The sequence below is a fragment of the Flavobacterium suncheonense GH29-5 = DSM 17707 genome (assembly GCF_000430025.1).
In the GTDB taxonomy this organism is placed as follows: domain Bacteria; phylum Bacteroidota; class Bacteroidia; order Flavobacteriales; family Flavobacteriaceae; genus Flavobacterium; species Flavobacterium suncheonense.
In genome coordinates this window covers 247,042-260,085 of sequence record NZ_AUCZ01000007.1, presented here as the reverse complement: position 1 = coordinate 260,085, position 13,044 = coordinate 247,042, and the positions used below count along the sequence as shown (strand labels likewise).

Sequence of the window (13,044 nt, the reverse complement as noted above, 5' to 3'; positions counted from 1 at the left end):
GGTTCTTATCGGGATTCCGTTTTCCTGCTTTCCGTTGCAATCCGCAAGCGGGATTTCCACTGCAATCAGGGCTAAGGAGGAATCAACTTTTGTACAATTCAACTTCAAATATAAGAAATTTCCTGAAAACAAACGACAACAAACGGTTACAAACGAAAGTAAATGCTTAGCAACCGAATACAATTTGCAGGTTGTTCAATCTTTGTGCTGTCGAAAACAAGTATGGTTCTTCGGCAAATTTTTTAACAATAACATTTTAAATTTAAACGCCATGAAAAACAAAGTACAATTAATCGGGAATGTGGGACAAGATCCGGAAGTTAAAACCGTAAGCGGAGATCGCAAAGTAGCCAATTTTACAGTGGCCACTAATGATTACTATTACAACGACAAAGGAGAAAAAATAGAACAGACGGAGTGGCATCGCGTATCCGCCTGGGGAAATGTAGCGGAAATCATCGAGAAATATGTCGAAAAAGGAAAAGAAATTGCCATAGAAGGAAAACTTACACACAGAAGTTACGACGATAAAGACGGGAACAAACGCTATATAACGGAAGTCGTTGCCAACGAAATTTTGTTGTTAGGAAAATAAGCCCGATGAACATCCAGGTTTTTACCTTACGAACGAATCCGGACTTTTTCCAGTCGGATCAAAAAAAGCTGAATGATTTTCTCCAGGAAATCGTATACATCAAATCTTCCGAATATTTAGTGGAATCCGGCTTAGATGCGCCCTACTGGTCGATACTCCTTCATTATGAAGTCTGCGAAACCCGGCCTTCAGGAGTAAAAATTGTCAAAGAAAAAATCAAGGAAGTAGAAGAATCCGATTTGACACCGGGTGCCCAATACATATTAGAATGCCTAAAAGACTGGCGCACCGATAAAGCCAACGAATTGAAGGTGCCCAAATACATGGTCTGCCATAATTCGGAACTGATTAATATCGCCTTTCACCAACCCACCACAATGGAAGCTTTAAAGAACATTAAAGGGTTTGGGGAAAAGAAAGCACAGAGGTTTGGGGAAGACATTATTGCTTTGCTGAACGCTGTTTAGGTTTGTAAAACCACCGGCTGGGTAGTCGGTGGTTTACTTTTTTGTTTTTAATGATACAGGTCTGCGGCCACACGATAAGTGTTGGCGTGTGCCTCAATAATGGTTTTAATATCCAGAGAATAACCGCCTCCCATGCTCACCTGAACCGGAATGCCGTGTTGGTGACAGGTTGCGAGTACAAAAGTATCCCGCTCTTTGCACCCTTTCAGCGAACAGCCAAGTTTTCCCAATTTGTCTGTTGCCAGAATATCCACACCACTGAGGTAAAAGACAAAATCCGGTTTTTGAGTCTCAATCAGGTACGGTAATGTGTTGTGCAGCAGTGCTAAAAATTTTGAATCGTCGGTGTTGTCGTGCAGTTCAATATCCAAATCGGATTTTTCTTTTTTAAAGGGATAATTGGATTTCCCGTGCATCGAAAACGTAAAAACTTTTTCGTTGTGCTGGAATATTTCCGCGGTTCCGTTACCTTGGTGCACATCCAAATCGACTATTAAAACTTTTTTGGCAAATTTTTGGTCCAATAAATATTGTGCGGCGATGGCTTGGTCGTTCAGTAAACAAAAGGCTTCACCGCGATTCGAATAGGCGTGATGGGTACCTCCGGCTATGTTGAAAGCAATTCCGGTCTGCAGTGCTTTTTCAGCGCCTGAGATTGTGCCTTGTGCCAATCGCAACTCGCGTTCCACCAATTCGGCGGAAAGTGGGAAACCGATTTTTCGAACAGCCCGTGCATCCAGCGTAAGATTGAGCAAATCATCGACGTATTCTTTTTTGTGAACGGCTAAAATGTGTTGCAGGTCCGGTAAACCCGGTTCGAAAAAGGCATTTTCGGTTACGATTCCTTCGTGTAAAAGCTGTTGGGGCAACAGTTCATATTTGAGCATCGGAAAGCGGTGGCCTTCCGGAAGCGGATGCTTGTAAATCGGGTGATAGGCAATCGGGAACATTTACAAATCCATTAGTTTTTGAAACGTTTCCGCAAACAGCCCAACATGGTAACCGTCCACCAGCCCGTGATGCACGTGTACCGACATCGGCATGGATTTTTTACCGTCTGTTTCCGTCATTTTCCCAAACGAAATTTTCGGGCAACTGTCGGGAAACGTAAAACTGCGGGCATGGGAAACCGAAGTAAAATCCACCCACGGAATCGAGGAGAAATGAATCAGGTTGTATTCGCCTGTAAAATCACGGGTAAACAGCCCTTTGGTGTTTTGTATGCGCTTGATTTCCAATATGGTTTTTTCGTTAAATTCCTCAATTTCGGGAAAGTACTCCGTCAGGGCAAAGCCAAAGGTTTTGTCTTCCCGCATAATGGTGGGCGAAGCATTGATTGTATCGTAAAGAAACACCTCACCGTCCAAAATCCGGTAACGGAAATTTTCAATTTCATTCACAGCGGCCAGCGTTTTGTGCAGGTAATAAATGAAAAACGAAATCTTTTTGGCTTTGGCCGTTTCGTAGGCTTTGGTGCAATCTACCGCAAACGTCAGGCCGTAGAAAGGCTCTTCAAAGTTGCTGAAGAACTCGAAATGGGTTTTGCGGTTCCAGGTGTTGAGGTCGAGTTTCTGCTTCATTTTAAGAGAATGGGTAAAACGTCGGTAATTTTTTCCGTGGCATAAAAATTCGGATGCACGATTTCATGGTCGATGCGCTCGTGCGCCCAGGTAGTGTGAAACGGCACGTGAACGGCATATCCGCCGATATTCAAAACCGGCAGCACATCGGATTTCAGGGAATTGCCGATCATGAAAAATTCTTCCGGTTTGACCTCCAAACGGGCGAGCAGTTTTTCATAATTAACTTCCTGCTTGTCGGCCATAACTTCAATATGGTGGAAATAAGGGCCTAAGCCGGAATCGTGCAGTTTACGCTGCTGGTCTTTCAGATCGCCTTTGGTGGCGACCACGAGTTTGTATTTGCCCTGTAAGGACTGCAGGGTTTCCTCCACGCCGTCCAGCAATTCGATGGGTTTTTGAATCAGTTCTTTGCCCAAATCGGTGATTTTCTGGATGCCTTTGGTGCTGATGGTGCCGTCAGAAACTTTAATGGCGGTTTCAATCATCGAAAGCACATAGCCTTTGATACCGTAGCCGTACAATGGTAAATTGTCGACCTGCGTTTTTAACAGTTCCTGCGATAAACTCTGGGCAGACAGGTAATGGCTCATCAAGCCGCAGAATTTTTTTTCGGTTTCTTCGAAATACGGTTCGTTGATGAACAAGGTGTCGTCCGCATCGAAGGCGATTACTTTTACATTCATAAGTTTCGGTATGAAAAAACCCTTTCAGCAGTACTAAAAGGGTTGTGTTTGCATTTAACTAATCATGGCGCCGTTGCTTACGCCTTCCGCATCCGGGTTAACAAAAACCAGTTTGCCGTCGGCCGTATTGGTGAGCAGCAACATCCCTTCGCTTTCCACGCCGCGTAAAGCTCTCGGGGCCAAATTCACTAAAACCGTTACGCGTTTTCCGATGATTTCTTCCGGAGTGAAATGCTCGGCAATTCCGGAAACGATGGTGCGCACGTCGATACCTGTATCCACTTTCAAAACTAAAAGTTTGTTGGCTTTCGGCATTTTTTCGGCCTCGATAATGGTGCCGATGCGCAAATCCACTTTGGCAAAATCGTCAAAGGTGATGATGTTTTTTTGGGGTTCGGCTTTCGCGTTTTCGGCTTTGTTGGCTACTTTGGTTGCTTCCAATTTGTCGATTTGTTTTTGAATTTCGTCGTCTTCTATTTTGGCGAACAACAGTTCCGCTTCTCCAATCTGGTGGCCGGCAGGAATTAAATCCGATTTGTTGTTGATGTCGTTCCAGTTAAAATTGTTGTTCAATTTTAAGATGTTTTTCAGTTTGGCAGCGGTGAACGGTAAAAACGGTTCGGCTAAAACACTTAAAGCTGCGGCAATTTGCAACGCCACATACATTTGTGTCTGTACACGAGCCGGATTTTCTTTTACGATTTTCCAAGGCTCTTCGTCGGCTAAATATTTGTTTCCTAATCGCGCCACGTTCATTAATTCCCCTAAGGCTTCACGGAAACGGTAGCGTTCCACAGAAGAAGCAATCACCGCCGGATAGGCTTTCAGTTCTGCTAAGGTTTGCGCGTCGATTTCGGTCAGTTCGTTCGGCTCAGGAATATCACCGTTGTAATATTTGTTGGTCAGCACCACCACGCGGTTGATGAAATTCCCGAAGATGGCCACCAACTCGTTGTTGTTGCGCGCCTGAAAATCTTTCCAGGTAAAATCGTTGTCTTTGGTTTCCGGAGCATTTGCCGTTAAAGCATAACGCAAAACGTCTTGTTTTTCAGGGAAATCCAATAAATATTCGTGCAGCCAAACCGCCCAGTTTTTCGACGTGGACAATTTGTTGCCTTCTAAGTTCAGGAATTCGTTGGCCGGAACGTTATCCGGTAAAATATACGAGCCTTCTGCTTTTAACATCGCCGGGAAAATCACGCAGTGGAACACGATGTTGTCTTTTCCGATAAAGTGCACCAGTTTGGTATCTTCGGATTTCCAGTACGGTTCCCAGTCCTTGCCTACGCGGGCGGCCCATTCTTTGGTGGAGGAAATGTATCCGATCGGCGCATCAAACCACACGTACAGTTTTTTGCCTTCGGCGCCTTCCACCGGAACATCGATGCCCCAATCCAGATCGCGGGTTACGGCTCTCGGACGCAAACCGTCTTCCAGCCACGATTTTACTTGTCCGTATACATTCGGTTTCCAGTCGTTTTTATGACCTTCCAGAATCCATTCGCGCAAGAACGCATCGTATTGGTCTAACGGTAAAAACCAGTGTTTGGTGGATTTTAAAACGGGTTTGGTGCCGGTAATGGTCGATTTCGGGTTGATCAAGTCCGTAGCATTTAAGGACGATCCGCATTTTTCACACTGATCGCCGTACGCTTCTTCGTTGCCGCATTTCGGACAGGTTCCGGTTACGAAACGATCGGCCAGAAACTGATCGGCTTTTTCGTCGTACAGTTGTTCGGTTACTTCTTCGATGAATTTGCCTTCGTCGTACAGTTTTCTGAAAAATTCCGAAGCGGTTTTATGATGAATGGCTGATGAGGTTCGGGAATAGTTGTCAAACGAAATCCCAAAATCTTCAAACGATTTCCGAATGATGCCGTCGTATTTGTCGATGACTTCCTGAGGGGTAATCCCTTCTTTTCTGGCTTTCATAGAAATGGCCACCCCGTGTTCGTCGCTTCCGCAGATAAAAGCCACATCTTTCCCCTGTAAGCGAAGAAAGCGGGCATAAATATCGGAAGGCACATAAACACCGGCCAAATGTCCAATGTGAATCGGACCGTTGGTGTAGGGTAACGCAGCGGTAATGGTATATCTTTTAGGATTTTGTATCATCGTAATTTTTCAATTAGAGTGCAAAAATACATAACAAATCGCAACCTTTTATATGGTAACGGGAGAATACTTGTTTATTAGGGATAAAAAAACCACCTTTTGGGGTGGTTTGTACTTTTTATGGCAACGGATCGCCAACTTTTACATCGCAGCGGTGGCCTTCCTGTCCGTGTGCGGGATTTGCTTTGCCTTGCCAGCCTTCGAGTGTTTTTTGAGGAACCGGTTTCGGGGCTTCTGCATTAGGTTGTAAAATGGCTGGTGTGCCACTTGGCGCTGTAATATTTTGGGTTTGTCCGGTGGTTGTCGGTGGTGTGAATTTCATCGCTTGAGTGTTGCCGGTTGCGGCCGGTTTACTGTTTAAGGGCGCGCCTACAGCAATGTCGCAGCGGTGACCGGGTTGGCCATGTGGAGGATTCATGCCCGGTTTGGTCGCCTGAACTGTTGTGGCTGTTGTCGGATTAGGATTTACAGTTATTGGCGCCTGGGTGTTTTGTGCCGGTGCTGCCATCTGTCGTAAGGTTGTTTCATATTCTGAGGCTATAACAGCAGCAACACTATCGGATACTTTTGCGCTGATTTTTTCAGATGGTTTAGTTTCCTTCTGACAGGAAACCAAAAAAGAAACAGCAATGACACTTAAGGGAAATAATTTCATCTTTTTATGTTTTTTCAAAAATAGGAATAACTTTCGTATTAAAAATTATAGTAAAAGTTAAATTAAAGTCGTTAACTTTAGGAAGTTAATTGGGATAAACTGTTATACTGTATTTTGAGGTGTATGAGAATCGTATTTTTTAAAATATTGTTGACAGCTATTCTATTTATGGTTAGTTTTGAGAGTTATTCTCAAAAACGCATGAAAATTCCACCTTATCTTAAAAAAGGCGATACAGTGGGTATCGTTTGTACCGCACGGAAATTTTTTCCCGAAGAAGCACAAGCCGCTATCGATTTATTGAAATCATGGGGGTTAGAAGCAAAATTAGGCAAGACCATCGGGCTGGACAGCTGTCAGTTGGGCGGTACCGATAAAGAGCGCACTGCCGATTTACAGGAAATGTTAGATGATGACAACATCAAAGCGATATGGTGCGCCCGCGGCGGTTACGGAACCGTTCGCATCATCGACAGCCTCGACTTTTCAAAATTCAAAAAACATCCGAAATGGATTATGGGCTTTAGCGATGTTACGGTTTTGCACAGTCATCTGAATACCTTGGGCATAGCCTCGATACATTCCATAATGCCGTTTACGGTTCCCAAAGCGCCTGAAGAAGTTAAGGAAACCCTGAGGAAAGCTCTTTTTGGTGAGAAAATCAGGTATGAAATCGAATCGAAAGGCTATGAGTTTCAGGGAAAGGCGAAAGGGCAGCTTGTCGGAGGAAATTTGTCTATTTTGTACAGTTTGTTGGGTTCTCAATCGTCGTTGGATACCAAAGGCAAAATTCTTTTTATCGAAGATTTGGATGAATACCTGTACCATATCGACCGAATGATGCAAAACCTGAAACGAAACGGTTACTTCGAAAATCTGAAAGGATTAATAGTTGGCAGCATGACCGATATGCACGACAACGAGATTCCTTTTGGTCAGAATGAAGTGGGCATCATTTCGGAAATAGCTAAAGACTACAAGATACCGGTTTGTTTTTATTTTCCGTCCGGACATCAAAAAGACAACCGTACGTTGATATTGGGCAAAGAAGTCGAGTTTGAAGTAACGAAGGACAAAATCATTTTAGACTTCAAATAAGATGGCGGCACATAACGAGTTAGGGAAGCAAGGCGAGGAGGCCGCAGTTGTTTTTTTAAAGAAAGAAGGCTATGAAATTCTGGAGCGTAACTGGGTTTTTCAGAAGGCGGAAATCGACATCATAGCCAAGAAAAACGATGTTTTGGCAATAGTTGAAGTAAAAACGCGTTCTAATACCGAATACGGCGATCCCCAAAATTTTGTAAATCAAAAAAAAATTAAGTTGCTGGTAAAAGCTGTGAATGAGTATGTTGGTACGAAAAATCTGGATTTTAACATACGATTTGACATCATTGCCGTAAAAAATGACGCAACCAAATTACAAGTTGAGCATCTTGAAAATGCATTTTATCATTTTTAACACTGTTATAACTCTAACAAATTGTTTTTAATTATAAATTACCAAAATTTTTTAAACACAACAAACAAACCAAATTACCTACAATGAAAACCATATCTTCAGTTGTTGAAAACTACATTAAAAACAAGCCTTTTTTACTTAACGGCCTGTCGTTAGGAATTGTCAATCTGACCTCTTTAGCCCGCGTTATGCAGCCGGAACTGGAGCAGGAAATGGATAAAGAAGTGAAACAGGGGGCAATTGTGATGGCTTTAAAAAGATTGTCAGAAGAGCTGGAGTTTAAACTGAACCACAAAGTAGAACGTGTTCTCAAAAATTTAGGGGAAATCACCGTACGTTCCTCCCTTGTGGATTACAACTTTACAATTAATCCGAGGGTGTTGAGCCGTCAGGCGGAGTTTATCTCCGAAATCAGTAACCTTCCGGACGTTTTTTATACCTCTTCCAGAGGTGTTAATGAAACCAACATCATTGTGAGTGATTCCGTGAGTCATATTATGGATAAGCATTTCGCGGATGAAAAATGGTTGCAAAAAGTAGACAAACTGGCTTCGGTTACCGTTAAACTTCCAAAAGACAACGTAGGTGTTCCCGGTTTGTTTTATTATGTTTTCCAGCGATTGGCCTGGGAAGGAATCAATATCTGCGAAGTAATTTCGACCAATTTTGAATTTACCATCATCGTAAGTGAAGAACAGGTTGATTTGGCTTTTAAAGTAATTAAAGATCTGAAAAACATTTAGTTAGTATAAAAAAACTAATATAGACTCAATATAAAATAAAACCCATCTGCGGTAAAACAGGTGGGTTTTATTTTTAATTCAATATATTTGTTAATCATCAAAACTGAAATTATGTACGAAATTATTCAAAAAGCACATTCCGGAATTGCCTATTTGGCATTGTTGGCCTTAGTGTTGGCGGTAGCTAACGCGTTTTTGGGCTATTCCTCGAAAAAAGCATTCGAGAAAAAAGATAAAATGATGGCTTTGTTTGCATTAATCCTTTGCCATTTGCAGTTGATTTTAGGTTTGGCAGTGTATTTTGTATCGCCAATCGGTTTCAGTCTGTTGGGCAATATGGAAGCAGAAGCCCGATTAACCTCCTTAGAACATCCGCTTATCAATATATTGGCCATTACATTAATTACCATCGGATGGTCGAAACACAAAAAAGAGGCAAGCGATACCGGAAAGTTTAAGAAAATAGCCTTTTTGTATTTGGCCGGGTTGTTGTTTATCCTGAGCCGTATTCCCTGGACAAATTGGTTTAATTAAAAAAAGAATGCCCGGATTCAGGGCATTTTTTATCTGTGGCATATTTCTTGAAACAGTTGTTGACCAAAAAAATAAAACATGAAAAAAGTTATTGCTCCAATCCTGTTACTTTTCGTATTTATTTTTTTCGCCAGTAGTTTTACCAGTGAAAAAATTCATGCCGATTTCACCTCTAAAAAACCGCAACAAGACACGTTGTCTGTTGATACCTTATCATCAGCGATAAAATACCGGCCATACAAAAGAGGAGTACACGCATCGTATTACCACGACAAATTCAACGGCAGAAAGACAGCCAGCGGGAAGCGTTTCGACAATTCCAAACTAACGGCAGCCCATAAAAAATTGCCTTTTGGTACCAAAGTCAGGGTAACCAATCCTGTTAATAAAAAGTCCGTAATTGTTACCATTACCGACAGAGGTCCGTTTACCCGTGGTAGGGAAATCGATCTGACCAAAAAAGCTTTCACGGAAATCACCCACGCTAAAGGAAGAGGTTTCTTAGATGTGGATTTGGAAATCGTTAAAGATTAATCTTTCCGGTTTTGAAACGGATGCTGGCTTAGATAGGCGTTGTAATAGCGCACGTCTCCGGTCACTTCTTCGCCCAGCCATTCCGGTTTTTCGAAAGGTTCGGTTTCGGATGAAAGTTCAATTTCGGCGATAATCAGTCCTTCGTTGTCACCCAAGAAAACATCCACTTCATATACGTGTTTCCCAACGTTAACCTCGTAACGGATTTTGTCGATTACGCCTTTTTCACAAAGCGGTAAAAGCAGTTCGACGTCGGTCAGAGGAATTTCTTTTTCCCATTCCAAACGGGTAGTTCCGGCTTCGTTCCCCTTTCCTTTAACGGTTAAAAAACCTTTGTTTCCTTTGATGCGAACGCGTACAGTGCGCTCCGGATGTGAATTCAGATAGCCCTGAACAACGCGGTTTTGGGTAAAAGCAAGAGTTTTAAATTCTTCAGACGTTACCAGAAATTTGCGCTCTATTTCCTGCATTTGGTAAAGAAATTAACATATTTTAGGAGCAAGTTAAGAAAAAATAACGGCTCTTGTCGTATTTTTACTTCAGTTGAATGCCAAAAGGAAACACATGAATTTAGGAAAGCGTGTAAAAGCCAGACAAAATATAGCCGAACTGTTCGAAAATCATTTCAGTAACGGGAACTATGCTGCCTCTCAGGATCTTGATTTTCTCGTCGATTTGGTACATTTTTTCCGGCCTCACAAACCAAAAGAGGAACGGGTTTCGCTGGAAAGCCTGCTGTTGTTTCTTGCAGAAAATCCTATTGAGAAAGGCCTTTTTATCCGGTACATCCGAAATGTTTTTGCCAACCGGAAATTCAGCCGCATGCTTTCCGATGCCGGAATTCTCAAGGACTCCGATTTTATTTATGAGGTAAAGAAACGGCTCACCGCAAAAATATTGCCGTTTCAGCCTCAAAAAGACACGCTGGAATACGTTTTAAATCAGGTTTTTTATCTGGATACGGATACGATTTGGGTCAACCATATCCCTAAAGAAGAGCTTCACCGCCTTTTCCGCCTTTTGGAACTTTCCGAGGTATTTTCCTCTGCGAAAGAAGACACGCCCTTATCGGAACTTTTAAACGGGATGGGCTTGCTTACCCAACGAATGAGCGGCCGGGCGATGGAGAACGATGTGATTAAAATGGTTCCGGAGTACGACGCATTCGACAGTCCTTTTGTGGCGATGGAAAAGGAATTCCTTCAGATTGAACAACAGGTGCGACAAACCGCTTCCCTGAACAGTGACGATTTGCATTACCGCCAATTCGTGGTTTTGCACCGACAATGTGTGGAATATGTGGAAAGGGCCTTTGCGAACAGTTCCAAATACGGCATTTCCATAAAAGTAAACCAAAGCCTCTTGCGGATCCGTCAGCAGTTGTACCGCTTGAAAGTGCTGATGCCGCTTTTGGTCGGAACCACCGCCTCGGAAAAAGAAGAGAACCTCATTCAATTGGCCTTAAAGTTAATCAAGTACAATTGTTACAAGAACAATGTCGGAAAACTGATTAATGACAGCACACAACTGTTGTCTTACGAAATTACACAGCATACCGCTAAAACAGGAGAACATTATATAACCGAAACACCCAAAGAGTATTTCCAGATGCTCCGGGCGGCCATGGGTGCCGGACTGGTGGTGGGTTTTCTGTGTATCTTTAAAGTGATGTTGGGAAAAATTGAAACCAGTTACTTCGGGCATGCGTTTCTGTACAGTATGAATTATGCTTTTGGCTTCATTACGATTTTCCTGTTGGGATATGCGCTGGCCACAAAACAGCCCGCCATGACCGCCGCCACAATTGCGAAGGCCTTGGAAATAGGGATGAAAAGACCGAATAAGAACGGCGAGAAACACAGTTCGTTTGCCCATTTGTTTGCCCGTTTGTTCCGGTCCCAGTTTATTGCTTTTGTGGGGAATGTATTTGTTGCCTTTCCGGTTGCCTTAGCGGGCATCTGGTTAATTGATTTAGCCTTTCATTATAATATAGCCGAAACCAAATGGCCCAAATTGATTGCCGATATCAGTCCGATAGCTTCTCCTGCTATTTTTCATGCTGCGATTGCCGGAGTGTTTCTGTTTCTTTCCGGGATTATTTCCGGAAGTGTATCCAACCGGAACAAGCATCATCAGGTGTATTACCGCATACAGGAACACCCGTTTCTGAAAATGACCTTTGGCGTAGATAAAACAAAACGCTTTGCCAATTGGATTGAAAACAACTGGCCCGGTGTAATCTCAAATTTCTGGTTCGGGGTGTTTATGGGGAGTACTGCTTCGGTTGGGGCTTTTTTAGGGCTGGATTTCGACGTCCGCCACATCACCTTTGTAAGCGGTAATCTGGCTTTAGGGTTGTACGGAGCCGATTTTCAACTTACGCAGGCGATGCTGTTCTGGGGAATTGTGGGCATCGGCGTAATCGGTTTTGTGAATTTCATCGTAAGTTTTTCCCTGTCGTTAGGCTTGGCATTGCGCTCCCGGAATATTCCGCTTTCGGAGATACGGTTTTTGAACAAAGCGATTTGGACCTATTTTAAAAAACAGCCTGCCGCATTTTTCTTTCCGGTTAAAGAGAAGTAATTTAGAGGCATGCATTCGGAGTCAGGACATCGGAAAATCATACACGTCGACATGGACGCTTTTTATGCTTCCGTGGAGCAGATGGACAATCCTTCGCTTAAAGGAAAACCCTTGGCGGTTGGCGGCAGTGAAGTCCGCGGCGTGGTTTCGGCAGCGAGTTATGAGGCCAGAAAATTTGGTGTCCGCAGCGCCATGAGCGGTTATATGGCGAAAAAGCTCTGTCCGGAAATCATTTTTGTCCGGCCGCGATTTGACCGGTATAAGGAAATCTCCAAAAAAATCCGCCACATCTTTCTGGATTATACCGATTTGGTCGAGCCGCTTTCCTTAGATGAGGCCTACCTCGATGTAACGGAAAACAAAAAAGGCAACCCGAGCGCCACCCTGATTGCGCAGGAAATCCGCAGGCGTATTTTTGAAGAAGTAGGACTTACCGCTTCGGCAGGAATTTCCATCAATAAATTTGTCGCGAAAATAGCTTCCGATTACAACAAACCCAACGGCCAGAAAACGGTAAATCCCGATGAGGTGGAATCGTTTCTGGAAGCCTTGGACGTAAAAAAATTCTATGGGGTCGGGAAGGTCACGGCCGAGAAAATGTACCAGCTGGGCATTTTTACCGGTGCCGATTTAAAGAGCAAGTCGTTGGAATATCTCGAAGAACATTTCGGAAACAGCGGCCAGTCGTTTTACAATCTGGCCAGAGGCATCAGTTACAGTCAGGTGAAACCCAACAGAACATTAAAGTCTGTCGGGGCGGAGCGTACCTTCAGCGTGAATCTGTCTTCAGAAGTTTTTATGGAAGAACGTCTGGAGAATATCGCCAAGGAACTGGAACGTCGCCTGCAGAAAAGTAAAATTGCCGGAAAAACGGTTACACTGAAAATCAAATATTCCGATTTTACCCTGCAAACCCGCAGCAAAACCTTGCCGTATTTTATTTCCGACAAGAGTTTAATCGCCGAAACAGCCAAGGAATTGCTGTATCAGGAACGCCTGAAGGAATCGGTGCGCTTGTTGGGCATTTCACTACACAATTTGAATACGGAAACCAAAAAATCGGTTGTCGTGCAGCTGAAATTCGACTTCTAAG

The 13,044-nt window shown here is 43.3% G+C and carries 15 protein-coding genes; 9 read left to right on the top strand and 6 right to left on the bottom strand.

The features are described 5' to 3' along the window. Positions 1 to 271 precede the first annotated feature (271 nt). Both G498_RS0105160 and G498_RS0105155 read left to right on the top strand, forming a co-directional pair. A complete protein-coding gene (locus tag G498_RS0105160; protein ID WP_026980183.1) occupies positions 272 to 595 on the top strand; it encodes a single-stranded DNA-binding protein in 324 nt (107 codons plus the stop codon). A gap of 5 nt (positions 596 to 600) precedes the next feature. Continuing rightward, complete coding sequence (locus G498_RS0105155) at positions 601 to 1,062, top strand: HRDC domain-containing protein (RefSeq protein ID WP_026980182.1); 462 nt, start codon at positions 601 to 603, stop codon at positions 1,060 to 1,062. 47 nt (positions 1,063 to 1,109) lie between these two features. Here G498_RS0105155 and G498_RS0105150 read toward each other — a convergent pair whose 3' ends face one another. The 5 genes from G498_RS0105150 to G498_RS15355 form a co-directional block, all read right to left on the bottom strand. Further along, positions 1,110 to 2,012, bottom strand: coding sequence for a histone deacetylase family protein (locus G498_RS0105150; protein ID WP_026980181.1), 903 nt, complete (start codon positions 2,010 to 2,012; stop codon positions 1,110 to 1,112). After that, complete coding sequence (locus G498_RS0105145) at positions 2,013 to 2,642, bottom strand: chloramphenicol acetyltransferase (RefSeq protein ID WP_026980180.1); 630 nt, start codon at positions 2,640 to 2,642, stop codon at positions 2,013 to 2,015. It abuts the gene before it with no gap. Further along, on the bottom strand, positions 2,639 to 3,328 hold the full coding sequence (locus G498_RS0105140; RefSeq protein WP_026980179.1) for an HAD family hydrolase: 690 nt from the start codon (positions 3,326 to 3,328) through the stop codon (positions 2,639 to 2,641). The genes G498_RS0105145 and G498_RS0105140 overlap by 4 nt, the downstream gene beginning before the upstream one ends. Positions 3,329 to 3,382: 54 nt before the next feature. Continuing rightward, positions 3,383 to 5,443: a methionine--tRNA ligase gene (metG, locus tag G498_RS0105135; RefSeq protein ID WP_026980178.1), complete on the bottom strand. Its 2,061-nt coding sequence runs from the start codon at positions 5,441 to 5,443 to the stop codon at positions 3,383 to 3,385. A gap of 118 nt (positions 5,444 to 5,561) precedes the next feature. Next, positions 5,562 to 6,098: a hypothetical protein gene (locus tag G498_RS15355; RefSeq protein ID WP_051269731.1), complete on the bottom strand. Its 537-nt coding sequence runs from the start codon at positions 6,096 to 6,098 to the stop codon at positions 5,562 to 5,564. Positions 6,099 to 6,299: 201 nt separating this feature from the next. Between G498_RS15355 and G498_RS0105125 the strand changes: the two genes are divergently transcribed. The 5 genes from G498_RS0105125 to G498_RS0105105 all read left to right on the top strand — a co-directional run bounded on the left by G498_RS0105125 (position 6,300) and on the right by G498_RS0105105 (position 9,368). Continuing rightward, positions 6,300 to 7,196, top strand: a complete 897-nt coding sequence (locus G498_RS0105125; protein WP_026980177.1) for a S66 peptidase family protein — start codon at positions 6,300 to 6,302, stop codon at positions 7,194 to 7,196. 1 nt (position 7,197) lies between these two features. Then, positions 7,198 to 7,557, top strand: a complete 360-nt coding sequence (locus tag G498_RS0105120) for a YraN family protein (RefSeq protein ID WP_026980176.1) — start codon at positions 7,198 to 7,200, stop codon at positions 7,555 to 7,557. An 83-nt stretch (positions 7,558 to 7,640) separates the two neighbouring features. After that, entirely contained in the window at positions 7,641 to 8,300 is a 660-nt protein-coding gene (locus tag G498_RS0105115) for a hypothetical protein (protein ID WP_026980175.1), read from the top strand. A 111-nt stretch (positions 8,301 to 8,411) separates the two neighbouring features. Continuing rightward, entirely contained in the window at positions 8,412 to 8,834 is a 423-nt protein-coding gene (locus G498_RS0105110) for a hypothetical protein (RefSeq protein WP_026980174.1), read from the top strand. Positions 8,835 to 8,912: 78 nt separating this feature from the next. Further along, entirely contained in the window at positions 8,913 to 9,368 is a 456-nt protein-coding gene (locus G498_RS0105105; RefSeq protein ID WP_026980173.1) for a septal ring lytic transglycosylase RlpA family protein, read from the top strand. Here G498_RS0105105 and G498_RS0105100 read toward each other — a convergent pair. Further along, entirely contained in the window at positions 9,365 to 9,838 is a 474-nt protein-coding gene (locus G498_RS0105100; protein WP_026980172.1) for a CYTH domain-containing protein, read from the bottom strand. The genes G498_RS0105105 and G498_RS0105100 overlap by 4 nt on opposite strands. A 94-nt stretch (positions 9,839 to 9,932) precedes the next feature. Between G498_RS0105100 and G498_RS0105095 the strand changes: the two genes are divergently transcribed. Together G498_RS0105095 and dinB are read left to right on the top strand one after the other, a co-directional pair. After that, positions 9,933 to 11,951 (top strand): site-specific recombinase, encoded by a 2,019-nt coding sequence (locus G498_RS0105095; protein ID WP_026980171.1) that lies wholly within the window; start codon positions 9,933 to 9,935, stop codon positions 11,949 to 11,951. A 9-nt stretch (positions 11,952 to 11,960) separates the two neighbouring features. Continuing rightward, positions 11,961 to 13,043, top strand: a complete 1,083-nt coding sequence (gene dinB / locus G498_RS0105090; RefSeq protein ID WP_026980170.1) for a DNA polymerase IV — start codon at positions 11,961 to 11,963, stop codon at positions 13,041 to 13,043. Position 13,044 lies beyond the last annotated feature (1 nt).